At 69.4% G+C, this 21,769-nt stretch carries 22 protein-coding genes; 16 read left to right on the top strand and 6 right to left on the bottom strand.

All coding sequences use genetic code 11. The annotated features are described in order from the left end of the window. Positions 1 to 31 precede the first annotated feature (31 nt). The 5 genes from ppsA to metG all read left to right on the top strand — a co-directional run bounded on the left by ppsA (position 32) and on the right by metG (position 7,245). Entirely contained in the window at positions 32 to 2,380 is a 2,349-nt protein-coding gene (ppsA, locus tag D8670_RS08940; RefSeq protein ID WP_121817769.1) for a phosphoenolpyruvate synthase, read from the top strand. A 77-nt stretch (positions 2,381 to 2,457) separates the two neighbouring features. Continuing rightward, positions 2,458 to 3,243 carry a hypothetical protein gene (locus tag D8670_RS08935; RefSeq protein ID WP_121817768.1) on the top strand — a complete coding sequence of 262 codons (786 nt, stop codon included), beginning with the start codon at positions 2,458 to 2,460 and terminating at the stop codon, positions 3,241 to 3,243. A gap of 63 nt (positions 3,244 to 3,306) precedes the next feature. After that, the gene (mfnA, locus tag D8670_RS08930) at positions 3,307 to 4,380 is read left to right on the top strand and encodes a tyrosine decarboxylase MfnA (RefSeq protein ID WP_121817767.1); all 1,074 of its coding nucleotides are present in this window, start codon (positions 3,307 to 3,309) and stop codon (positions 4,378 to 4,380) included. A gap of 40 nt (positions 4,381 to 4,420) precedes the next feature. Then, the gene (locus D8670_RS08925; RefSeq protein ID WP_121818572.1) at positions 4,421 to 5,011 is read left to right on the top strand and encodes a YqaA family protein; all 591 of its coding nucleotides are present in this window, start codon (positions 4,421 to 4,423) and stop codon (positions 5,009 to 5,011) included. Between the two features lie 158 nt (positions 5,012 to 5,169). Next, positions 5,170 to 7,245 (top strand): methionine--tRNA ligase, encoded by a 2,076-nt coding sequence (gene metG / locus D8670_RS08920; RefSeq protein WP_121817766.1) that lies wholly within the window; start codon positions 5,170 to 5,172, stop codon positions 7,243 to 7,245. Positions 7,246 to 7,322: 77 nt separating this feature from the next. Here the strand turns inward: metG and D8670_RS08915 are convergent, their stop codons facing one another. Further along, a complete protein-coding gene (locus tag D8670_RS08915; protein WP_121817765.1) occupies positions 7,323 to 7,610 on the bottom strand; it encodes a GYD domain-containing protein in 288 nt (95 codons plus the stop codon). Between the two features lie 137 nt (positions 7,611 to 7,747). Here D8670_RS08915 and pyk point away from each other — a divergent pair, with 137 nt between their 5' ends. The 6 genes from pyk (at position 7,748) to D8670_RS08885 (ending at position 13,302) form a co-directional block, all read left to right on the top strand. Next, positions 7,748 to 9,502, top strand: a complete 1,755-nt coding sequence (gene pyk / locus D8670_RS08910) for a pyruvate kinase (RefSeq protein ID WP_121817764.1) — start codon at positions 7,748 to 7,750, stop codon at positions 9,500 to 9,502. A 99-nt stretch (positions 9,503 to 9,601) separates the two neighbouring features. Continuing rightward, positions 9,602 to 9,820: a DUF7312 domain-containing protein gene (locus D8670_RS08905; protein ID WP_121817763.1), complete on the top strand. Its 219-nt coding sequence runs from the start codon at positions 9,602 to 9,604 to the stop codon at positions 9,818 to 9,820. Between the two features lie 96 nt (positions 9,821 to 9,916). Further along, the gene (locus tag D8670_RS08900) at positions 9,917 to 10,525 is read left to right on the top strand and encodes an NfeD family protein (RefSeq protein ID WP_121817762.1); all 609 of its coding nucleotides are present in this window, start codon (positions 9,917 to 9,919) and stop codon (positions 10,523 to 10,525) included. A 61-nt stretch (positions 10,526 to 10,586) separates the two neighbouring features. Further along, the gene (locus D8670_RS08895; RefSeq protein ID WP_205254066.1) at positions 10,587 to 11,735 is read left to right on the top strand and encodes an SPFH domain-containing protein; all 1,149 of its coding nucleotides are present in this window, start codon (positions 10,587 to 10,589) and stop codon (positions 11,733 to 11,735) included. Positions 11,736 to 11,774: 39 nt separating this feature from the next. Then, complete coding sequence (locus D8670_RS08890) at positions 11,775 to 12,386, top strand: winged helix-turn-helix transcriptional regulator (RefSeq protein WP_121817761.1); 612 nt, start codon at positions 11,775 to 11,777, stop codon at positions 12,384 to 12,386. A 31-nt stretch (positions 12,387 to 12,417) separates the two neighbouring features. Further along, positions 12,418 to 13,302: an NAD-dependent epimerase/dehydratase family protein gene (locus tag D8670_RS08885; protein ID WP_121817760.1), complete on the top strand. Its 885-nt coding sequence runs from the start codon at positions 12,418 to 12,420 to the stop codon at positions 13,300 to 13,302. 12 nt (positions 13,303 to 13,314) lie between these two features. On the opposite strand, the gene D8670_RS08880 is transcribed toward D8670_RS08885, so the two are convergent. Next, the gene (locus D8670_RS08880) at positions 13,315 to 13,554 is read right to left on the bottom strand and encodes a DUF7123 family protein (protein ID WP_121817759.1); all 240 of its coding nucleotides are present in this window, start codon (positions 13,552 to 13,554) and stop codon (positions 13,315 to 13,317) included. A gap of 275 nt (positions 13,555 to 13,829) precedes the next feature. On the opposite strand from D8670_RS08880, the gene D8670_RS08875 reads away from it, so the two are divergent. Beyond that, a complete protein-coding gene (locus D8670_RS08875) occupies positions 13,830 to 15,647 on the top strand; it encodes a flippase-like domain-containing protein (protein ID WP_121817758.1) in 1,818 nt (605 codons plus the stop codon). Here the strand turns inward: D8670_RS08875 and yjjX are convergent. Further along, on the bottom strand, positions 15,644 to 16,159 hold the full coding sequence (yjjX, locus tag D8670_RS08870) for an inosine/xanthosine triphosphatase (RefSeq protein WP_121817757.1): 516 nt from the start codon (positions 16,157 to 16,159) through the stop codon (positions 15,644 to 15,646). The genes D8670_RS08875 and yjjX overlap by 4 nt on opposite strands. Before the next feature lie 228 nt (positions 16,160 to 16,387). Here yjjX and D8670_RS08865 point away from each other — a divergent pair, with 228 nt between their 5' ends. The 4 genes from D8670_RS08865 (at position 16,388) to D8670_RS08855 (ending at position 18,851) form a co-directional block, all read left to right on the top strand. Beyond that, on the top strand, positions 16,388 to 17,356 hold the full coding sequence (locus D8670_RS08865; protein ID WP_121817756.1) for a transcription initiation factor IIB: 969 nt from the start codon (positions 16,388 to 16,390) through the stop codon (positions 17,354 to 17,356). A gap of 177 nt (positions 17,357 to 17,533) precedes the next feature. Beyond that, on the top strand, positions 17,534 to 17,647 hold the full coding sequence (locus D8670_RS21490) for a zinc ribbon-containing protein (RefSeq protein ID WP_162994244.1): 114 nt from the start codon (positions 17,534 to 17,536) through the stop codon (positions 17,645 to 17,647). Between the two features lie 80 nt (positions 17,648 to 17,727). Then, positions 17,728 to 18,411 carry a type I 3-dehydroquinate dehydratase gene (locus D8670_RS08860; protein WP_121817755.1) on the top strand — a complete coding sequence of 228 codons (684 nt, stop codon included), beginning with the start codon at positions 17,728 to 17,730 and terminating at the stop codon, positions 18,409 to 18,411. Between the two features lie 29 nt (positions 18,412 to 18,440). Further along, complete coding sequence (locus D8670_RS08855) at positions 18,441 to 18,851, top strand: zinc ribbon domain-containing protein (RefSeq protein ID WP_121817754.1); 411 nt, start codon at positions 18,441 to 18,443, stop codon at positions 18,849 to 18,851. A gap of 19 nt (positions 18,852 to 18,870) precedes the next feature. Here D8670_RS08855 and D8670_RS08850 read toward each other — a convergent pair whose 3' ends face one another. From D8670_RS08850 to D8670_RS08840, 3 genes are all read right to left on the bottom strand, one after another. Continuing rightward, the gene (locus D8670_RS08850) at positions 18,871 to 20,046 is read right to left on the bottom strand and encodes a 3-dehydroquinate synthase II (protein WP_121817753.1); all 1,176 of its coding nucleotides are present in this window, start codon (positions 20,044 to 20,046) and stop codon (positions 18,871 to 18,873) included. Between the two features lie 76 nt (positions 20,047 to 20,122). After that, positions 20,123 to 20,905 carry a class I SAM-dependent methyltransferase gene (locus D8670_RS08845; protein ID WP_121817752.1) on the bottom strand — a complete coding sequence of 261 codons (783 nt, stop codon included), beginning with the start codon at positions 20,903 to 20,905 and terminating at the stop codon, positions 20,123 to 20,125. A gap of 78 nt (positions 20,906 to 20,983) precedes the next feature. After that, a complete protein-coding gene (locus D8670_RS08840) occupies positions 20,984 to 21,760 on the bottom strand; it encodes an SDR family NAD(P)-dependent oxidoreductase (protein ID WP_121817751.1) in 777 nt (258 codons plus the stop codon). Positions 21,761 to 21,769: the final 9 nt, after the last annotated feature.

Raw genomic sequence — 21,769 nt, 5'->3', positions numbered from 1 at the left:
TTAACGCTGTCGTGGTTCCGTCAGGTACAGCATGCCAGTACTGTCTCTGGAGGAGATCGGGGCGGAAGACATCGACGACGTCGGTGGCAAGGGCGCTTCGCTGGGCGAACTCACCGGCGCCGGACTGCCCGTTCCGCCGGGCTTCGTCGTCACTGCCGGCACCTACCGGACGTTCATCGAGGAGGCCGGGATCGACGAGGAACTGTTCGAGGTGGTGGACGTGGACGTCGAAGACTCTTCTGCCCTCGCCGAAGCGGCCGACCGCGCGCAGGAGCTGATCCTGGGCGCGGAGTTCCCCGACTCCCTCCGGAAGGAGGTACTCGGTTCGTACTCGAAGCTCGGCGACGGCGAGGCGTTCGTGGCGGTCCGCTCGTCGGCGACGGCGGAGGACCTGCCGGACGCGAGCTTCGCCGGACAGCAGGAGACGTTCCTCAACGTCACGGCGGAGGATCTGCTCGACCGGGTCCGCGAGTGCTGGGCTTCCCTGTTCACCCAGCGGGCCATCTACTACCGGAAGAACCAGGGGTTCGACCACAGCGTCGTCAACATCGCCGTCGTCGTCCAGCAGATGGTCGACGCCGAGAAGAGCGGCGTGATGTTCACCAGCCACCCCTCGACCGGCGACCCGCGGATGATCGTCGAGTCCGCGTGGGGCCTCGGCGAGGCGGTCGTCTCCGGCTCCGTGTCGCCCGACAACTACATCATCGACCGCGAGTCCGGCGACCTGGAGGAGGTGACCGTCGCGGAGAAGAAGATCATGCACGTCCGCGACGACGACACCGGCGAGACCGTCGAGCGCGAGGTGCCCGCGGAGAAACGCGAGGAGCGCGTCCTCTCGGACGACGAGCTCGACCGCCTGCGCGAACTCGGCGAGCGCGTCGAGGACCACTACGACACGCCCCAGGACGTCGAGTGGGCCATCTACGACGGCGAGGTGTACATGCTCCAGTCCCGGCCGATCACGACCATCGACGAGGGGGAGATCGGCGAGGCCGACGAGTCGCGCGTCGAGACCGACCCGACGAACGGCTCCGGCGCGGCGAACGGCGCTCAGGCCACTGACGGGGGCGGCGGGGTCGAGACGGCGAGCGCCGAGAGCGGCTCCGACGACGGCATCCTCGTCCGCGGGCTCGGCTCCAGCCCGGGGAACGCGAGCGGCGCGGTCCGTATCGTCGGCAAACTCGACGAACTCGACAAGGTCGGCGAGGGAGACATCATCGTCACCCAGATGACCACGCCGGACATGGTCCCCGCGATGAAGCGCGCGTCCGGCATCGTCACGGACGAGGGCGGGATGACCAGTCACGCCGCCATCGTCTCCCGCGAGCTGGGCGTCCCCGCGGTCGTCGGCGCGGGCAACGCGACGACGGTGCTCACGGACGGCCAGCACGTCACCCTCGACGGCGACAAGGGGGCCGTCCGTCAGGGTACCGAAGAGCCCGACGAGCAGCGCGAGCCGATCGAGGAGGCCCGGCCGAAGACGCCGGTCAAGCCGATGACCGCGACGGAGGTCAAGGTGAACGTCTCCATCCCGGAGGCCGCCGAGCGCGCCGCGGCGACCGGCGCGGACGGCGTCGGCCTCCTCCGGATCGAGCACATGATCCTCTCGCTCGGCCAGACGCCCGAGCGGTACATCGAGGAAAACGGCAAGCGCGCCTACGTCGACGAGATCGTCGACGGCGTTCAGGGGGTCGCCGAGGAGTTCTACCCCCGACCGGTCCGCACCCGGACGCTCGACGCGCCGACCGACGAGTTCCGCGAGCTCGAAGGCGGCGAGGACGAGCCCGACGAGCACAACCCGATGCTGGGCTACCGCGGCATCCGCCGCAGCCTCGACGAGCCGGAGCTGTTCAAGTGCGAGCTCGAGGCGTTCCGGCGGCTCTACGAGATGGGCTACGACAACGTCGAGATGATGTTCCCGCTGGTCAACGACGCCGAGGACGTCCTCCGCACGAAGAAGCTCATGGAGGACGTCGGCATCGACCCCGACAAGCGGACGTGGGGCGTGATGATCGAGACGCCCGCGTCGGCGCTCGGCGTCGAGGGGATGGCCGAAGCGGGCATCGACTTCGCCTCCTTCGGGACGAACGACCTCACGCAGTACACGCTCGCGGTCGACCGCAACAACGGGGAGGTCGCCGACCGCTTCGACGAGCTCCACCCTGCCGTACTGGAGCTCATCGGCGACACCATCGCGACCTGCCGCGAGTACGACGTCGACACGAGCATCTGCGGCCAGGCCGGCTCGAAGCCGAAGATGGTGCAGTTCCTCGTCAACGAGGGCGTCAGCTCCATCTCCGCGAACATCGACGCCGTCCGCGACGTCCAGCACGAGGTCAAACGCGTCGAGCAGAAGCTGATGATCGACTCGGTGCGGTAATCGCCGACAGGTCCTTTTTCCGACACTCCGCGCGCGGAGCGGACGCTTTTTCCCTCCGTGTGCATCACGGGTTCGTGATGAGAACGAAGACGATAGCGATCGGTCTCGTCGTCGTGATGGTGGCGCTCGCCGGCTGCGGCGGCGTCCTCGGCGGCGACGACGGCGACGGGGAGGAGACGCTCGCGAACGGGACGGTCGGCAACGACACGGCGGCGAACGGGACCGGCGGGGACGCCGCGTACCCGCCCGGCGTGACGGAGTCCGGGCTGGAGGACGCGGCCGCACTGGCGAACGCCCACAACGAGAGCCTGTCGGGGGAGGCCTACCAGCTGAACGTGACCCAGCGGCAGCGTATCGAACAGAGCGGGCAGAACGTCACCTCGGCCGCGGAGCGGTCGATCCGGGTCGACGGCGAGGGGACCTTCCTCGTCGACGCGACGAGCGCCCGGGTCAACCAGACCGTCTGGGGGAACCAGTCGACCGCAGTCAGCCGGATCGAGTCGGGCAACGACACGTCCTACCAGCGGATGGACCCGGCGCAGCTCCGCCAGCAGCTGTCGGGGCACGTGCTCCTGCGGGGCTACCTCGAAGGCGGTAACTACGCCGTGGAGTCGACGAGCGACGGGCAGGTTACCCTCACCGCCGACGAGTGGCAGGGGTCGGACGCCGTCCCCCTCGACGGCGAGAACGTGAGCGCGTACGAGTCGACGGTCGTCGTGAGCGAGGACGGTCGGGTGCAGGAGATGACCGTCCACATCGAGAGCTCGCGCAACGACGCGAGCATGGCGATGGACGTCGACTTCGCGCTCGACGACGACGGCGACGTGACCGTCGAACGGCCCGAGTGGGTCGACGAGGCCTGACCAGGTCTCGCCAGCGCGGGCCGGAACACAACGAATAAACCGTTGTCCCGGGTATCCGTTTTCATGCGAGCCGAGCCGCAGGACTTCGACCGGGTGCTCTCCTCGATGTGCACCGAACCGCACCCGGCCGCGCGCGAGGCTGCCGAACGCTTCCTCGCAACGAACCCGGGCGACCCCGGCACGTACCCGACGGTCGCCGAACTGGAACGCCGGGTCGTCGACGACCTCGGGACGATAACCGGGCTGGACGACCCCGCGGGCTACGTCGCCAGCGGGGGCACGGAGGCGAACCTCCAGGCGCTCCGGGTGGCCCGCAACCGCTCCGACGCCGAGTCCCCGAACGTCGTCGCCCCCGAGAGCGTCCACTTCAGCTTCCAGAAGGCCGCGGGCGTGCTCGACGTGGACCTCAGACTCGCGCCCGTCGACGACGACTACCGCGCCGACGTCGCGGCGGTTTCCGACCTCGCCGACGAGGAGACGGCGCTCGTCGTCGGCGTCGCCGGATCGACCGAGTACGGGCGCGTCGACCCGATCCCCGAACTCGGCGCGGTCGCCGACGAGGTCGGCGCGCTGCTGCACGTCGACGCGGCGTGGGGCGGCTTCGTCCTCCCCTTCACCGACCGCGAGTGGAACTTCTCGCACGCGCCGGTCGACACGATGACCATCGACCCCCACAAGGTGGGGCAGGCCGCCATCCCCGCCGGCGGCTTCCTCGCCCGCGACGAGTCGCTGCTCGACGCCCTCGCGGTCGACACGCCGTACCTCGAATCGCGGGGGCAGGCGACGCTGACCGGCACCCGGAGCGGCGCGGGCGTCGCCAGCGCCGCGGCGGCCATCGACGCGCTGTGGCCTGCCGGCTACCGCGAGCAGTACGAGCGCTCGCAGGCGCTCGCGGAGTGGCTGGCCGACGCGCTCGCCGACCGCGGTTACGACGTCGTCGACCCGGTGCTCCCCCTCGTCTCGGCGGACGTGCCGGACCGGGAGTTCGCTGCGCTCCGCGACGAGGGGTGGCGCATCGCCCGGACGGGCGCGGACGAACTCCGCGTCGTCTGCATGCCCCACGTCACCCGGGAGATGCTCGAAGCGTTCGTCGGCGACGTGGACGCGATCCGACAGCGTCGAAACGCCAACATTTAGGTCGCTCCCCTCGCAGTCCCCGGCAGTGACCTCCCCCGCGATCGCGACGGTCCTCCCCCTCCAGGCGTTCCCCCTCGACGCCGTCGTACAGCTGTTCGGCCCGGACTTCAGCGCGTTCGAGACCACGGTCCGGACCGCGACCGGAGTGAGCGGACTGCTGTTGATCCTCGTCTACTCCTTTCTCATCGCGTTCGCCCTGCCGCTGCCGAGCGAGGTAGTACTCATCCCGGGCTACGCGGGCATGGGCTTCGCCCTGCCGGACGCGGTCGAGTTCTCGCTGGTCATCCTCGTGAGCGGCGTCGGTAAGGCGGCCGGGAGCGTGCTGGCGTTTCACCTCGGCCAGGAGGCGAAACGCGCCGGCCCCGTGATCCGGTTCCTGCGTCGGTCCCGGTTCGAAGTCGTCGAGTGGTCCGAGAAAAGCGCCGTCGAACTCGCCCGCAAGTACGGCTACGCCGGTCTCGCGCTCGCCCTCTGCGTCCCCGGCTTCCCCGACACCATCTCCATCTACGCCTTCGCCGTCCTCGAACGCGATTACTACCGCTTCGCAGCGGCGACGTTCGCCGGCAGCGTCGGCCGCCTGCTCGTGACGATGGGGCTCGCCAGCGGCACCGTCGCCGCGTTCGGTCTGTAGCCCGCCGCTCGTTCGGCGAGCGGCCGGGCGATCGCTCCTGACGGAACGCCCGCGCCGCGGCCGACTGTCGAGTGAACGGCGGAGATATCACCCGCTTCGAGGCGATGCAAGCGACCGAAATCGGGTGTTTTACACCCGCACCGAAGAGAAGGGGACGTATGAGCCACGAGGACTTTCCCACGGACGACCCCGCGGTGGTGACGTGCGGCCTGCCGTACGCGAACGGCGACCTGCACATCGGCCACCTGCGGACTTACGTCGGGGGCGACGTGTTCTCACGCGCCCTGGAGACGCTCGGTCAGGAGACCGCGTTCGTCAGCGGCTCCGACATGCACGGCACCCCCATCGTCGTGCAGGCCGAGCAGGAGGGCGTCGACCCCGAGGAGTTCGCGCTCGACTGGCACGAGCAGTACGAGGAGACGTTCCCCGAGTTCGCCGTAGACTTCGACAACTACGGCCACACTCACGACGAGACGAACACGGAGCTGACCCTCGAAATCGTCCAGAAGCTGGAGGAGGAGGGGTACGTCTACGAGAAGGAGATCAAGGTCGCCTGGGACCCCGCGGACGACCAGCCCCTGCCCGACCGCTACGTCGAGGGGACCTGCCCCTACTGCGGCGAGCAGGCCCGCGGCGACGAGTGCGACGAGGGCTGCGGGCGCCACCTCGAACCCGGCGAGATAGAGGACCCCGTCAGCACCATCACGGGCAACCCCGCGGAGTACCGCGACCGGACGCACAAGTTCTTCCGCGTCTCCGAACTGTCTGACTACCTCACCGAGTTCCTCGACCGCCTCGAAGGCACGTCGAACGCGCAGAACCAGCCCCGCGAGTGGATCGAGTCCGGCCTGCAGGACTGGTGTATCACCCGCGACCTGGACTGGGGGATCGACTACCCCGGCGAGGACGACCTCGTCCTGTACGTCTGGGTCGACGCGCCCATCGAGTACGTCGCCTCGACGAAGCAGTACTCCGAGCGCGTCGGCGCGGACGCCTACGACTGGGAGGACCCGTGGAAGGGCGACGGCGAGATCGTCCACATCATCGGCCGGGACATCATCCAGCACCACACCATCTTCTGGCCCGCGATGCTCCGCGTCGCGGAGTACAACGAGCCCCGCGCCGTCATGGCCAGCGGGTTCATGACGCTCAACGGGCAGGGCTTCTCCACCTCGCGGAACCGCGCGGTGTGGGCCCGCGAGTACCTCGACGAGGGGTTCCACGAGGACCTCCTGCGGTACTACCTCGCCACGAACGGCGGGTTCCAGCAGGACGTGGACTTCTCGTGGGAGAAGTTTCAGGAGCGCGTCAACGGCGAGCTCGTCGGCACCGTCGGCAACTTCCTCTACCGGAGCATGCTGTTCGCCTACCGGAACTACGGGGGGACGCCGGACGCGGACGCCTCCGACGACGTTCTGGAGCGGATCCGCGAGGCCGTCGACGAGTTCCGCGAGGCCCTCAACGACTACTCGCCGCGGAAGGCCAGCGAGGCCGCCGTCGACCTCTCGCGCTTCGGCAACGAGTACATCCAGCGCAACGAGCCCTGGAAGCTGGTCGACGAGGACCCCGACGACGCCGCGCAGGTCATCCGCGACTGCGTCCAGATCGCCAAAGCCGTCGCCGTGCTGATGCAGCCGTTCACCCCCGGGAAGGCCCAGCGCCTCTGGGAGCAGCTCGGCGAGGACGGCGAGGTCGGCGACGCCACGGTCGAGGACGCCCTCGAAGCGCCGCCCAGCGACTTCGAAGAGCCAGAGGAGCTGTTCGAGCAGATCGAGGACGAGCGCGTCGAGGAGCTCAACGAGAAGCTCGAAGCCCGCGTCGAGGAAGCGACCGAAAGCGACGAGGGGGCTGACGAGGAAGACGAACCCGAGATGACCGACGACGACGCGGACGCAGAGATCGAACCGCTCGCCGACGACCGCATCAGCTTTGAGGAGTTCCAGTCGATCGACATGCGCGTCGGCCGCATCGAGAGCGCCGAGGGCATCGAGGGGGCCGACGAACTCGTCCGGCTGGAGGTCGACGTCGGCGCCGAGACCCGCCAGATCGTCGCCGGGCTGAAACAGCTCCACGACGTGGACGACCTGCCGGGCACGAAGGTGGTCGTCCTCGTCAACCTCGAGAAGGCCGAGCTGTTCGGCGTCGAGAGCAACGGCATGGTGCTCGCCGCGGGCGAGCAGGCCGATCTGCTCACCACTCACGAGGACGCGGAACCGGGGACGAAGATCCGGTAGCTACCGGGCTCGGAGACGGGGAGTGCCCTGAACGGGTCCGGCGCCGAGCCGACCCGAACGGACCCTCCGGCGACCCGTCAGATGTCGTCGACCAGATCCGCGAAGTTCTCGGTCGGTTCGATCGGCATCGTCTGGGCCTCGAGGCCGTGACGCTGCAGGGCGAGCGCGGTCTGGTACGCGGCGTCGCGGTCCGTGGCTTCGAACGTGACGAGGAAGTCGTACTCGCCCAGTATCGCGTACGACTCCATCAACTCGGACTCGTGCTCCTCGATCTCGCCTTCGATCTCCTGCCACAGCACGGCCAGTTCCTGCGCGTTCTGGAAGTTCTGCTCGCCGACGTTCACGAGGGCTGCGTAGTCTGGCATGGGCGGGAGTCCAACGCCGACGCGGAAAACCGTTCGCCCGAGGGCGGGGCGACAGCCGATCGGCAACTCCGCGCCGCCGGGACGACCGTCGCCCCCGGAACACCGCACTTTTTGAAACCGGTCGCGTAGCCCGACGCATGAGAAACGCGAAGATCGTTTGCACCCTGGGGCCGGCGTCGGACTCCCGGGAGGCGATCCGGGACCTGGCGGACGCCGGTATGACGGTCGCGAGGCTGAACGCGAGCCACGGCTCGCGCGAGCACCGCGCCGACCTCATCGACCGCGTCCGACAGGTGGACAACGAGACGGAGGACCCCCTCGCGGTGATGATGGACCTGCAGGGGCCCGAGATCCGGACCGCGCCGCTCGAGGAGTCGATCCACCTCGAAGAGGGGAGCGAGGTCCGTTTCGTCGAGGGGGAGACGGCGACGCCGGAGGAGGTCGGCCTCTCCCTGCCCGTCGAGGGCGTCTCGGAGGGCGACCGGATACTGCTCGACGACGGGCGCATCCAGACGACCGTCCTGCGCACCGAGGGCGACGCCGTGGTCGCGCACGTCGAGGACGGCGGCGACCTGGCCGGGCGCAAGGGCGTGAACATCCCCGGCGTGGACCTGAACCTCGACGTCGTCACGGAGAACGACCGCAAGGACCTCGAACTCGCTGCCGAGAAGGGGGCCGACTTCGTCGCCGCCTCGTTCGTCCGCGACGCCGACGACGTGTTCGAGGTCAACGAGGTGCTGGAGGAGTTCGACGCCGACATCCCGATCATCGCGAAGATCGAGCGGGCGGGCGCCGTGGAGAACCTCGACGAGATCATCGACGCCGCCTACGGGGTCATGGTCGCGCGCGGCGACCTCGGCGTCGAGTGCCCGATGGAGGACGTGCCGATGATCCAGAAGCGGATCATCCGGAAGTGCCGGAACGCAGGCGTGCCCGTGATCACGGCGACGGAGATGCTCGACTCGATGGTCCACGAGCGCCGGCCGACCCGCGCCGAGGCCTCCGACGTGGCCAACGCGGTCATCGACGGCACCGACGGCGTGATGCTCTCCGGCGAGACGGCCATCGGCGACCACCCCGTCCGCGTCGTCGAGGCGATGGACCGCATCATCCGGCAGGTCGAGCGCAGCGAGGAGTACGCGGAGCTCCGCGAGCAGCGCGTCCCGACGGCCGACGACGCCCGGACCGACGCGCTCGCCCGGTCGGCGCGCTACCTCGCCCGCGACCTCGGCGCGAGCGCCATCGTGGCGGCCAGCGAGTCCGGGTACACCGCCCTGAAGACCGCGAAGTTCCGCCCGGGCGTCCCGGTGGTCGCGTCGACGCCGAACGACCGCGTCCGCCGGCAACTGGCGCTGTCGTGGGGCGTCAACGCGCAGTACGCCCCCTTCACCGACGAGGGCGCCGACGCGGTCGTCGAGAACGCGGTCGGAGCCGCGCTCGACGCCGGCGTCGCCGAGAGCGGCGACACGGTCGTCGTGCTCTCCGGGATGATGACGGAACTGGAGGGCGCGAGCACGACGAACATGCTGAAGGTCCACGTCGCCGCGGAGACGCTGGCGACCGGTCGGAGCGTCGTCGGCGGCCGCGTCGTCGGACCGGTGGCCCAGAGCAGCGACGGCGACCTCTCGGACGTCGAGGAGGGCGCGATCCTGGCGCTCGACGAGTCGTTCGACGACGAGTTCGAGGGTGACGCCTCGAAGCTCGCGGGCATCGTCGACGCCGCGCCCGGGATGACCGGCTACCCCGCGATGGTCGCGCGCGAGCTCGGCATCCCGATGATCAGCGACGCCCGACTCGACGCGGTGGACGGGACCGTCGTCACGCTCGACGCCGAACGCGGCGTCGTCTACGAGGGCGACGTGGAGTCGGCGCAGGCGGACCGCCCGCGCTGAGGAGATCGCGGCCGCGACGGTCCGCCGCCCGTTCCCGGCGCAGCGGTCGCGCGCCGCGGGACCCGCGGACTTTTCACCACGGCGGGGCAACGGTCGGTCATGCCCGCTGACTCCGCTCGCGACGTCCCCGACAACCCCGAGGACGCCGACGACGGCTGGAAGTTCGAGCTCGACGAGGTCGACGAGGAGGGGATGGTCGACGACCGCGACCCCATCGAACCCGGGTCGCCCACGATGGAGAACGCGCTGTTCGTCCTGCTCGGCGCGCTCGTCACCGTGGGCATCATCGTTCGCGTGATGATGACGCTCGGCGCGTGACCTCGGGACCGCGGACCGTCTCGCTCGCGCGTACTGTTCGTCCGCCGACCCGTCACCTGCAAAAATGTTAATCGTCCCCGGTCCGAACGGCCGGGTATGGCCTCGACGCTACTGCAGCTCGCGGGTGACGTGCTCAGTCTCCCGTTCCTGCTTACTGTCAGCGGGTTACTTCTCGTCATCCTCGAGGCGTTCGCCCCGGGCGCGCACTTCATCGTCGTCGGCGTCGCCCTGCTCGTCGCGGGGCTCGTCGGCCTCGCTCTCGGCGGGTTCGCCACTCCCCTCGTGCTCGCCGGCCTCGTGTTCGGCGTCGGCGCGGTGACGCTGTACGTCTACCGCGAGTTCGACTTCTACGGCGGCAAGGAGTCCGGACGCACGAGCGACTCCGACTCGCTCGCGGGCGCAGTCGGCCGCGTCACCGAGCGCATCACCGCGTCGGGCGGCGAGGTGAAGCTCGAAGACGGCGGCTTCAACCCCTACTTCCGCGCCCGGAGCGTCGACGGCGAGATCGCCGAGGGCGAGGAGGTGATCGTCGTCGACCCCGGCGGCGGCAACGTCGTCACGGTCCAGTCGTTAGACACCGACCACCGCGACGAGATCGACAGGGAACTCGCGCGCGAGCGCTCCGACCCCGGCGAGCGGACCGACGGCGCGTCGGAGACCGACGACGCGGTCGAAACCGACACCGAGCGAGAAAGCACCGGATAAGCCGCGGTTACCTTCGCGCCCCCTCGGAACTCTTTTTACGTAGGTGTCCATAGAGAAGAATATGTGGTCACCCACAATCATGCAGCTCGCGCCGAGCCTGACCGTCGTCGCGCTGCTGCTGCTCGTGCTCGCGATCGTGACCGTCTACAGCATGGTCGAGATCGTCGACGCGACCGAGAAGCGCGCGCTGACGGTGTTCGGCGAGTACCGGAAGCTGCTCGAACCGGGTATCAACATCGTCCCCCCGTTCGTCAGTAACACGCACGTCTTCGACATGCGGACGCAGACCCTGGACGTGCCCCGGCAGGAAGCCATCACGCGCGACAACTCCCCCGTCACCGCGGACGCGGTCGTCTACATCAAGGTGATGGACGCCAAGAAGGCGTTCCTCGAGGTCGAGGACTACAAACGCGCCGTCTCCAACCTCGCCCAGACGACCCTCCGCGCCGTGCTCGGCGACATGGAACTCGACGACACGTTGAACAAGCGCCAGGAGATCAACGCGAAGATCCGCAAGGAACTCGACGAGCCCACCGACGAGTGGGGTATCCGCGTCGAGAGCGTCGAGGTCCGCGAGGTCAACCCCTCGAAGGACGTCCAGCAGGCGATGGAGCAACAGACCTCCGCGGAGCGCCGCCGCCGCGCCATGATCCTGGAAGCGCAGGGTGAACGGCGCAGCGCCGTCGAGAAGGCGGAGGGTGAGAAGCAGTCCAACATCATCCGCGCCCAGGGTGAGAAGCAGAGCCAGATCCTCGAAGCGCAGGGTGACGCGATCTCGACCGTCCTCCGCGCGAAATCCGCCGAGTCGATGGGCGAGCGCGCGGTCATCGACAAGGGGATGGAGACGCTCGAATCGATCGGCCACGGCGAGTCCAACACGTTCGTCCTCCCTCAGGAGCTCTCCTCCATGATCGGCCGCTACGGCAAGCACCTCACCGGCAGCGACATCAAGGAGAACGGCGACGTGCTCGACAGCCTCGACTTCGACGCCGACACTCGCCAGATGCTCGGCCTCGACGACATCGAGGAGATCCTCGGCCAGATCGACGAGGAGGCCGAGATGGACGTGGAGGCGATGGAGCAGGAGGCCCAGGCGATCAAGGAGGGCCAGGACCCCGCCGACATCCGCGACCCGGACGAGGTCATCGAGGAGATGGACAAGGACTTCCAGCCCGAGGAACGCACCGAGAGCGAGTCGACCGACGACTAGGCGAAGCCGTTTTAGGTGCTTCCCACGAACGGAGGGTAGATGCCCGGTCCCCGAAACGTCGACGAGAGCAAACGCGCGACGCTCCGCCGCTTCGCGGCGCTCGGAGCGGCGAGCCCGCTCGCCCGCTTCCAGAACGACGACGAGGACGGCGGGAGCGACGCGCGCGACGCCATCGCCGGCTACCTGTCGGCGACCCCCGGCGCGCACTTCTCGAAGATCCGCGACGACCTCCAGCTCGGCACCGGCGAGACGCAGCACCACCTCCGTCAGCTCGAGTCCGCCGGCGCGCTGGAGAGCCGGAAGGACGGCGATTACCGGCGCTTTTTCGCCGCGAAGCGCTTCAGCGCGTTCGAGCAGGTCGCCCTCGGCTACCTCCGGCGGGAGACGCCGCGGGGCATGCTGATCGAACTCCTCCGGAACCCGGACGCTACCGGGTCCGACCTCGCCGACGCGCTAAGCGTCTCCCGCCCGACCGTCAGCAAGTACGCCGGCGAACTGGACGAGGCAGGACTGCTCTCCCGCGAGGACGGCTACGCCGTGGAGCGCCCAGAGACAGTCCTGACGCTGCTGGTCAGGTACGCCGACTCGTTCGACGACGACGCGGTGGCGTTCGCCGCCGACGCGGCCGACCTGATCCGGTTCGACCCCTGAGCTTTTCGGGGTCGCCGGCACACTCCGTCGTATGGACACCGTCGCCGTCACCGGCGGAAACGGGGAACTCGGGCGGGCCGTCCTCGAACACCTCGGCAGTCGTGGCTACCGCACGGTCAACCTGAACCGCGGGAAGCGCCGCGAGGACGCCGCCGACGAGTACCTCACGACGGACCTGACCGACGCCGGGGAGACGTACGGCTCGCTCGCCCGGAGCGACGCCGACGCCGTCGCCCACCTCGGGATGATCCCGACGCCCGAGCGGACGCCGGGGTACGTCACGTTCGAGAGCAACGCGATGAGCACCTATCACGTGCTGGAGGCGGCCGCCTCGCTCGGGATCGACACGGTCGTCCTCGCGTCCAGCCTGAGCGTCCTCGGCGCCGGGTTCGAGGAGGACCCGGTCGACGTACGCTACCTGCCGGTCGACGAGGAGCACCCGATCACGCCGACGACCTCGTACGGCCTCGGGAAGCAGACGCTGGAGGTCGTCGCCGACGGGTTCGGCCGCGCGGACGGTCCGCCGACGACGGTCAGTTCGATCCGGTTTCCCTGGGTGACCAGCGAGTCGGCGATGCGGGAGACGTTCGCCGAGCCCGACCGCTCGCTCGACGCCCTGCGGGAGCGGGGAGCCTTCCACACCGCGCGGAACACGCTGTTCGCCTACCTCCCGATCGACGACGCCGCCCGGGCGGTCCGGCGCGCGGTCGAGGCCGACTTCGCCGGCCACGAGCGGTTCTTCGCTGTCGCCGACGACACGGCCGCGGCGCTGCCGAGCGCGGAGTTGGCCGACCGGCTGTACGCAGACGCCGAGCGACGGTCGCCGCTGTCGGGACACGAGAGCCTGATAAGCAACGAGAAAGCGGGGGAGGTGCTGGGGTGGGCGGCGGAGCGGTCGTGGCGGGAGTTGGTGTGAGCGGCTAGGGGTTCAGACCGAGACCTTCCACGTGGTGCTGGATGAGTAGCCCCACTTCTCGACGTCGACGCCGTGAGCGCTGTTCTGGATCGCGGTCATGTTGGTCCCGACCTCCTTCGCGGTCATGTCGAGGGCCTCGCCGATGAGCCGCGACTTGAAGTAGGTCTTCGTCTGACCCTTCTCGCGGAGGTACTGGAGGATGCGCTCTTGCTTGTCGGAGAGGTCGGTCGCGGCGGAGGCGGTGGTGCTCATACACTACCGGATGGTAGAGTCATCCTTAGAGGGTTTGGTACAGGCGGTTAATCGGCTCCCGTCTTGCGGTTTTCTGTTTCTCACACCTGATACTGGGCGCGGCGCGAGGTCCGGTTGGTACGGGAGGGAAACGAGTCGTTGACCCGCGGTCGGCCGCGAGAAGCGACCGGCTATTCACAGATAGGTGATAGAAACGTCGGCTTACCGCCGGTTCGCAGCCAGCGGGCGTTCGGAATTCCAGAAAGTTCTTATCCGGACGGCGACCACTGCTGACAATGAGTCGACGGGCGGTCGAGGTGAGCGTCGTCCTCCCGGCGTACAACGAGGAGGCGACGCTCCGGGACACGGTCGAGACCACCCTGGAGTCGCTCGCGGCGTTTCTCCCGGCGGGCGCGTTCGAGGTGATTGTGGCGGAAGACGGCTGCGACGACCGGACCCCGGCGATCGCCGACGAGCTCGCCGCCGCGGACGAGCGCGTGCGGCACTTCCACAGCGACGAGCGCCTGGGACGCGGCGGTGCGCTGGAGCGGGCGTTCGAGGCGGCGAACGGCGAGACGCTGGTGTACTTCGACACCGACCTCGCGACGGACATGCGCCATCTGGAGGAACTCGTCGAGAGCGTCCGGTCGGACGAGTACGACGTCGCGACCGGGTCGCGGTGGATCGACGGGCGCGAGGCGGACCGCCCCGCCAGGCGGGGCGTGCCGAGCCGCGGCTACAACTCGCTGGTCCGCCTCTTTCTCCGCTCGGACCTTCAGGACCACCAGTGCGGATTCAAGGCGTTCGACCGCGAGGCGCTGTTCACGCTGCTCGACGACGTGGAGGACGACCACTGGTTCTGGGACACGGAGGTGCTCGTCCGCGCGCAGCGGGCGGGCTACCGCGTCAGGGAGTTCCCGGTCGACTGGACGCCGAAGGGCGACACGAAAGTCGACCTCGTCCGGGACGTGTTCGGCATGGGGAGCCAGATACTGCGCACCTGGTGGCAGGTCGGCGTCTCCCCGCGGATCGACCGCCGTGTCACCCTGACGGCCGGGACGCTCCTGACGTTCGTCGCCGTCGCGCTGATGACGCAGTACCTCGACCCCGCGACGGTGCTCGAACACATGGCGGCGGCTGACAGGGGGCTGGTCGCCCTCTCCGCGCTGGTGTACCTGCTGTCGTGGCCGCTCCGGGGGGCGCGCTACCGCGACATCCTCGCGGAACTGGGCTACGAGGAGCGCGTGGGCTTTCTCACCGGCGCGGTGTTCATCAGCCAGACCGGCAACCTCGTCTTCCCCGCGCGGGCGGGCGACGCCGTCCGCGCGTACGTGGTGAAGGCCCGGCGGTCGATACCGTACCCCACCGGGTTCGCGTCGCTGGCCGTGGAGCGCGTGTTCGACCTCCTCACCATCACGGCGCTGGCCGGCACCGTCCTGCTCGGCCTCGTCGCCACCGGCGAGGCCGGCGCGCTCCAGTCGGCCGTACTCGGCACCGACCGCGACAGCGGGCGGGTGGCGGTCGCCGTCGCCGCGGGGGTCGGCGCCGCCGCCATCGCGGCCGTCGCAGCCATCGTCGCGACGGCGCGCTCCGACCGGAACCTCGTCCGCGAGGGCGTGACGCGCCTCAGTTCGGACAGCTACGCCGAGTACGTCGCGGGCGTCGTCGAGCAGTTCGCCGGCGACGTTCAGACCGTGGCCAGCGACGGCCGGGCGTTCGCCCGCGTCGGCGCGTCCAGCCTGCTCATCTGGGGGCTGGACGTGGTGACGGCCATCCTCGTTCTCGTCGCGTTCGACGGCGTCGCGCTCCCGCTCCCGACGCTGCTCGCGGTCGGCTTCTTCGCCGTCAGCGTCGGCAACCTCGCGAAGGTGCTGCCGCTCTCGCCCGGCGGCATCGGCCTGTACGAGGGCGCGTTCTCCGTGCTCGTCGTCGGCCTGACGCCCGTCGGGTGGGGCGTCGCCCTCGGCGCGGCCATCGTCGATCACGCGGTCAAGAACGCGGTCACGATCCTCGGCGGGGTCGCGTCGATGCTGCTGCTCAACGTCTCGCTGACGACCGCCGTCGAGGAGAGCGCCGACGCGCGCGACCAGGACCGCTCCGTCACCGACGACTAGTAGTGCGGCGTGACGAACGGCCCGAGCGCCCCCGCGACGGCGTGGGCGAGCGCGGACTCCCTGTCGACGATGCCGTCCGTGAGCGCGCCGGCCGCCCCCTGGTCCCGCGCCACTCCGTCCTCGCCGAGCAGGTCGTCCATCACCGGGCCGAGTTCCTCGCCGGCGTCCACGCGGTCGGCGACGTCTCCCGGCAAGCGGAGGCTCGGCCCGGCCCCGCGTCCCGTGCGGTCGCCGTCGGTGACGGCCGCCCACATGATCAGGTAGAGGCCGTCGGTGCCGGCGAACCGGGCGACCCCGCCCTCGATGCCGACGCCGAGGTCGTAGTCGCCGGCCGCGAGGGCCCGCTCCGCGCGGTTCACGGCTCCCTCGACCGTCTCGGCGTGACCGGTCGGCTGCTCGCTCACGCCGGAGTCGACGGCGACGGGGTCGACGCGGACCTCGCCGCGGTCCGCGAGGGCTCGCTCGGTCGCTGCGACTTTTACCGGGTTTCCGCTGCCGACGCTGACGCGCATACGGGGCGATCCGACTCCGGCGACGTGTAGGTTGTCGTTCCGGCCGAACCGGACGGTTTGAACCTTCCCGTCGGGCGCGCCGAAACCGGGCCGAACCGCCGTTTCGCCGGGGACGACCCCGAAATACCGAAACGTTTAAATGTCGGTGTTCCTAATTCCGTTAGCAAGGACTCACTCCGGGATTTTTACCAGCGGACCTCCCCGGACAGCTTCCGCCCTCTCGTACAAATGACTGAGAACACCCGAACACGCGTACGCACGCCAGAAGACGAACGCGAGACCGAGCAATCCGACGAGAGCCTCTCCTGTCCCGAGTGTAACGGACGGCTCGTCAACGACGAGGAGCACGGCGAAACCGTCTGCGAGGACTGCGGCCTCGTCGTCGAGGAGGACTCGGTCGACCGCGGCCCGGAGTGGCGTGCCTTCGACGCACAGGAGAAGAATCAGAAGAGCCGCGTCGGCGCCCCAACGACGAACACGATGCACGACAAGGGGCTGTCGACCAACATCGACTGGCGCGACAAGGACGCCTACGGTAACTCGCTGGGGTCCCGCCAGCGCGAGAAGATGCAGCGCCTGCGCAAGTGGAACGAGCGCTTCCGCACGCGCGACAGCAAGGAGCGCAACCTGAAGCAGGCGCTCGGCGAGATCGACCGCATGGCCTCCGCGCTCGGCCTGCCGGAGAACGTCCGGGAGACCGCCAGCGTCATCTACCGCCGCGCGCTCGAAGAGGACCTGCTGCCGGGCCGCTCCATCGAGGGCGTCTCGACGGCCTGCGTCTACGCCGCCGCCCGCCAGGCCGGCGTCCCGCGCAGCCTCGACGAGATCGCTGAGGTCAGCCGCGTCGAGAAGAACGAGGTCGCCCGCACCTACCGCTACGTGGTGCGCGAACTCGGCCTCGAAGTGAAGCCCGCCGACCCCGAGAGCTACGTCCCGCGGTTCGCCTCCGGCCTCGGCCTCTCCGACGAGGCCGAGCACCGCGCGCGCAAGCTCCTGCAGAACGCCAAGGAGAAGGGCGTCCACAGCGGCAAGTCGCCGGTCGGCCTCGCGGCCGCCGCCGTCTACGCCGCCGCCCTGCTCACCAACGAGAAGACCACGCAGGCCGCCGTCAGCGAGGTCGCCGACATCTCCGAGGTCACCATCCGCAACCGGTACCACGAACTGCTGGAGGCCGAGGAGAGCCTCGGACTGGCGTAACGACTCGTTTTCGCCGTCGTTCGACGACGACACGACGCTTCTCGGAAACCCGCCCGTGAGCAGCGCGTTCGCCGCGACGGGACCGCTCGCCGTTCCGGCGACTGACAGGTGAGACGCCGTCGCACGTCGTCGGGTGTCACGCAACCCATATCCCCGTCCGTGACTGGTGTACAGGTGATGACTGACCCCGCCTACAACTGCGCGCAGTGCGGTCGCGAGATGAGCTACGTAACCACCAAACACAACGGCTGCCCCGGCTGCGGGCACGTCCCGCTCCACAGCGCCGACTGACCGGCCGGCGAGCGGGCCGACCTCTCGGTTCTCCCGGTACGATACGTCCCTTTTTTCTCCCGTCGCCGCCATCTCCGGATATGGACTTCGACTCGTTCGTCCTCGCGGCGGCGACCGCCGACCTGGACGACGAAGCCGACGCCCGCGAGCACGCGGACGCCGTCGAGTTCCGGATGGATCTTGCCGAGGACCCGCTCGAACAGCTCGACGACTACGACGGCGTCCTCCCGCTCATCGCGACCAACCGCGCGGAGTGGGAGGGCGGCGAGGCGGACGACGCCGGGCGCCTCGACGACCTCGCGGCCGCCGCGGAGCACGACCTCGTCGAGGCCGTCGACGTGGAGCTGAACGCCGTCCGCCACGGCGGCGGGAGCGGGGTCGTCGACCACGCGCGCGAGCACGACGCGGCGGCCATCGCCTCCATCCACGACTTCGACGGGACGCCGTCGGCCGACGAGATGCGGGGCATGCTCGCCGACGCCGTCGGGAACGCCGACGTGGGGAAACTCGCGGTGACGGCGAACGACCCCGCGGACGTGCTGACGCTTCTGATGCTCACCCGCGAGTTCAGCGCGCAGGGCGAGTCCGTGGCGACGATGGCGATGGGCGAGCCGGGCCGGCACTCCCGCGCCGTCGCGCCGGTGTACGGCTCGCGGATCGGGTACGCGCCGGTCGACCCCGACGAGGCGACCGCGCCCGGCCAGTACGACCTCGCGACGCTCCGGCGGTTAGTCGAGGACTTGCGGTCGAAACCCGAAGTTTAACCAGCGACGGGTCGGTATCACCCGTCAGAATGGTTCATCTGCGATCGATCATCGCGGTCGGCCTCGCGTTCGTCTTCCCCGGTCTCGGCCACGCGTACCTGCGTCAGTGGGTGCGATCGGTCATGTGGGTCGCGCTCTCCCTCTCGGCGTCGTTCCTCCTGATGCCCGACCCCGCGACGGGCGGGACGGCCATGGAGAACCTCGCGGCCACCGTCGAGAAGCTCTCTACAGCGGAGCAGTTCATCCTGCTGTCGCTGACGCTGTTCAACATGATCGACGCCTACGTCATCTCGGTGCAGCAGGCGCAGTTCGACCCGAACGCGGTCCACTGCCCCCACTGCGGGAGCGAGATCGACGAGGACCTGGAGTTCTGTCACTGGTGCACGACGCGGCTCGACGTCCCCGGCGAGGACGACCGCGCGGAGCGCGCCGAGCCTTGATCGGGGTCCGACGCGGCGATTACTTCTCGATGATGCTCTCCTCGACGGCCTCGCCGAAGTGCCGAGCCGTGTCCTCGTAGTACACCTTGACCTGATCGCCGGCCTCCAGGTCGGTGACCGCGGTGCGGCCGTCCTCGGTCGCGACCTTGACGGTCTCGGCGTTCTGGATGAGCGTCTCGAAGCGGTCGCCGTTCTCGGCCTCGAACTCGACCCGGAACATCGGCCGCTGCTCGATCTTCGCCCGGCCGACGATCGCCTCGCGGGTGTTGCCGTCGGTGTCGACGATCTGGACCTCGTCGCCGCTCCGGACCTCCGAGAGGTACTTCGTGCCGCCGTCGGGCGTGCGGACGTAGGCGTGGACCGCGCCGGCGTTGACGCGGAACGGTCGGGAGGCGACGTACGGCGACTCCGCGGTCTCGGCGTGGACGAACACGAGACCGCGGGACATCGACCCGACGAGCATCCCCTCGTCGTGGTCCATCAGCGACCCGGTGTCGACGCAGACGCGGTCGGCGCTGCCAGCGCGCTCGACGGTCAGCACCTCGGCGTACTCCAGATCGAGCGTCTCGCGCTCGGCCTCGTCGCGCACCGCGCAGGTCTCGCGGATCTGGTCGGGGTCGTCAGTGTCCAGCAGGACGGCGTCGGCACCGATCTCCAGCGTCTCGAAGGCGGTCTTAGCCTCCTCGGCGGTCGTGACGCCGGCGATCAGTTCCGTCTCCTCGCCGATCCGCGCGATGAGGTTCTCCAGCGGGATGATCGTCCAGTCCTCGCCGACGATGATGGTGTACTCCGCGTCCCGCGCTGCGGCTTCGGCGAACGCCTCGTAGTCCTCGTCGAAGATGCGGACGTACGCGCCGTCGGCGCGCTCGTCCTCGCGGCGGAGCGTCGAGAGGTCCGCGGAGCCGGAGAAGTCGTTCGGCAGGTCGACGGAGCCGTCGCCCTCGCCCTCCTTGCCGACGACGTAGGCGTCGGCGCGGCCCCCCTCGCTCTCCTCGACGTCGTCGATCACGTCGACGTCGCCGCCGGTGCGGAAGGCGGCCACGTTCACGTCGCCGAGTTCGCGCACCCTGTCGACGTCCCCCTCGTCGACGAGCACCCAGTCCACCCCCGACTCGAGGCCGGCGGTGATCCGCTTCCGTCGCGCGTCCCAGTCGCCGACGCTGTCGTCGGCTTTGAGCCACACTGATCGTGTCATATTGCACCACTCGAATGGGGCGGGCATGAACGTGGCGGAATCGTCAGTACCGGCCGCGCGTCGCACGGCGGTCCGCCTACGCGTCGGCCTTCCGGAGCGTCCACACCTGCGTCGTGTCACCGTCCGAAAGCGGCGCGCCGTCGAAGCCGCCCGCGACCTCCCACGTCTCGAAGGGCGACGCCCGGACCAGCAACTCCACTTCACGCTTCGGCAGCAGCTTCAGCCGGTGGCTCTCGGCGAACACCCGCTCGCCGCCGTCTTCCCCGTCTCTCTCGGGGGCGTACAGTTCGTTCTCGACGAGGATCTCCTGTTCCACCTCGTCGACGACGCGGGTCCGCGTCCGGTACTCGTGGTCCTCGCCGCGGAACTCCGTCCGCTCTTCGCGCCACTCGCCGTACTCCTCGCAGATCACGTCGAAGCCGGGAACGAACACGTCGAAGACGAACTCGCCGCCGGGCGCGAGGGCCTCATGGATCCGCCTGAGCGCGGTGGTTTGCTCCTCGACCGTCCGGAGGTGCTGAACGGCGTTGAACGGGCAGTAGACGAGGCCGTACTCGCGGTCGACGCGGAACTCGCTCATGTCGGCTTCCCACACGGTCGGATCGAGACCCTCCTCGGCCGCCTTCTCACGGAGGAGCGCGAGCGCGTCGGCGGACGCATCGAGGCCATCAGCGTCGACGCCCGCGCGGAGCTGGTCGAGGTACACGCGGCCGGTGCCGCAGGCGAGTTCGAGCGCCGGCCCCTCGGCCCCCAACGCGCGGTCGACGTAGAACGCGGCGTCGTCCCGGTTCGCCGCGGCCATCTGTGCGTCGTAGAAGCGGACCCGTTCGCCGTGATAGCCGTGGTCGCTGTCGACCATACTTGTGGCTCCGATGGGGCGACGAAAGGCGTTACGGGGGTGTGCTCCCCGATAGCACGGCTCGGCAGGCGTTCCGTCTCAGCAGATCTGCCACCCGCCGTCGACGTGGAGCAGTTCGCCGGTGGTGTATCCTGCGCCTTCGCTCGCGAGAAATAGCGCGGCGTCCGCCACGTCCTCGGGTCGGCCGGCCCGGCCCTGCGGGACGGGCTTGAGGAAGTCGCCCTCGTTCGCCTCCTCGGTCCACCCTTCGAGGAACTCCGTCGCGATCTGGCCGGGCGCGACGGCGTTGACGCGGATGTCGTGCTCCGCGAGCTCCAGCGCCGCGCCGCGGGTGATCATCCGTACCGCGCCCTTCGTGGAGTCGTACTGCACCTGCCCGTGCTGGGCGAGGTTGGAGCTGATCGACGCGGTGTTGACGATGGCCCCGCCCTCGCCGCGGTCGATCATGTCGTTCGCGGCGGCCTGACAGCCGAAGAAGACGCCCTTCGCGTTCACGCCGTGGATCTGGTCGAACTCCTCGGCCGTTATCTCGCGGAACCCGCCCTCGATGAACAGGCCGGCGTTGTTCACCATCACGTCGACGCCGCCGAACTCGCGGGCGGCCTCGACGACCGCCTCGATCTCCGCCGGGTCGCTCACGTCGGTCCCGACGAACTCGGCGCGCCCGCCGCCCTCCTCGATCGCCTCGTGGGTCGGCAGGTCGGCGTCGACGTCCTTCGGGTCCTCGCGCAGGTCGGCGTTTATCACCGTCGCGCCGGCGTCGCCGAACGCGAGCGCGATTGCCCGGCCGATGCCGGAGCTACCGCCCGTGACGATCACCGTCTCGCCGTCGAAGTCGAATGTCGTTTGACCCATGTGCGAGCC

The organism is Halostella limicola (assembly GCF_003675875.1).
Taxonomy (GTDB): Archaea; Halobacteriota; Halobacteria; order Halobacteriales; family Natronoarchaeaceae; genus Halostella; species Halostella limicola.
The sequence above is the reverse complement of the archived record's forward strand: the minus strand, read 5'-3'. Positions and strand labels throughout refer to the sequence as shown.

Bases quoted from the DNA above. Each gene is read 5' to 3' on its own strand.
- ppsA (WP_121817769.1), top strand. From the start codon at position 32: ATGCCAGTACTGTCTCTGGAGGAGATCGGGGCGGAAGACATCGACGAC.
- D8670_RS08935 (WP_121817768.1), top strand. From the start codon at position 2,458: ATGAGAACGAAGACGATAGCGATCGGTCTCGTCGTCGTGATGGTGGCG.
- mfnA (WP_121817767.1), top strand. From the start codon at position 3,307: ATGCGAGCCGAGCCGCAGGACTTCGACCGGGTGCTCTCCTCGATGTGC.
- metG (WP_121817766.1), top strand. From the start codon at position 5,170: ATGAGCCACGAGGACTTTCCCACGGACGACCCCGCGGTGGTGACGTGC.
- D8670_RS08915 (WP_121817765.1), bottom strand. From the start codon at position 7,610: ATGCCAGACTACGCAGCCCTCGTGAACGTCGGCGAGCAGAACTTCCAG.
- pyk (WP_121817764.1), top strand. From the start codon at position 7,748: ATGAGAAACGCGAAGATCGTTTGCACCCTGGGGCCGGCGTCGGACTCC.
- D8670_RS08905 (WP_121817763.1), top strand. From the start codon at position 9,602: ATGCCCGCTGACTCCGCTCGCGACGTCCCCGACAACCCCGAGGACGCC.
- D8670_RS08900 (WP_121817762.1), top strand. From the start codon at position 9,917: ATGGCCTCGACGCTACTGCAGCTCGCGGGTGACGTGCTCAGTCTCCCG.
- D8670_RS08895 (WP_205254066.1), top strand. From the start codon at position 10,587: ATGTGGTCACCCACAATCATGCAGCTCGCGCCGAGCCTGACCGTCGTC.
- D8670_RS08890 (WP_121817761.1), top strand. From the start codon at position 11,775: ATGCCCGGTCCCCGAAACGTCGACGAGAGCAAACGCGCGACGCTCCGC.
- D8670_RS08885 (WP_121817760.1), top strand. From the start codon at position 12,418: ATGGACACCGTCGCCGTCACCGGCGGAAACGGGGAACTCGGGCGGGCC.
- D8670_RS08880 (WP_121817759.1), bottom strand. From the start codon at position 13,554: ATGAGCACCACCGCCTCCGCCGCGACCGACCTCTCCGACAAGCAAGAG.
- D8670_RS08875 (WP_121817758.1), top strand. From the start codon at position 13,830: ATGAGTCGACGGGCGGTCGAGGTGAGCGTCGTCCTCCCGGCGTACAAC.
- yjjX (WP_121817757.1), bottom strand. From the start codon at position 16,159: ATGCGCGTCAGCGTCGGCAGCGGAAACCCGGTAAAAGTCGCAGCGACC.
- D8670_RS08865 (WP_121817756.1), top strand. From the start codon at position 16,388: ATGACTGAGAACACCCGAACACGCGTACGCACGCCAGAAGACGAACGC.
- D8670_RS21490 (WP_162994244.1), top strand. From the start codon at position 17,534: ATGACTGACCCCGCCTACAACTGCGCGCAGTGCGGTCGCGAGATGAGC.
- D8670_RS08860 (WP_121817755.1), top strand. From the start codon at position 17,728: ATGGACTTCGACTCGTTCGTCCTCGCGGCGGCGACCGCCGACCTGGAC.
- D8670_RS08855 (WP_121817754.1), top strand. From the start codon at position 18,441: ATGGTTCATCTGCGATCGATCATCGCGGTCGGCCTCGCGTTCGTCTTC.
- D8670_RS08850 (WP_121817753.1), bottom strand. From the start codon at position 20,046: ATGACACGATCAGTGTGGCTCAAAGCCGACGACAGCGTCGGCGACTGG.
- D8670_RS08845 (WP_121817752.1), bottom strand. From the start codon at position 20,905: ATGGTCGACAGCGACCACGGCTATCACGGCGAACGGGTCCGCTTCTAC.
- D8670_RS08840 (WP_121817751.1), bottom strand. From the start codon at position 21,760: ATGGGTCAAACGACATTCGACTTCGACGGCGAGACGGTGATCGTCACG.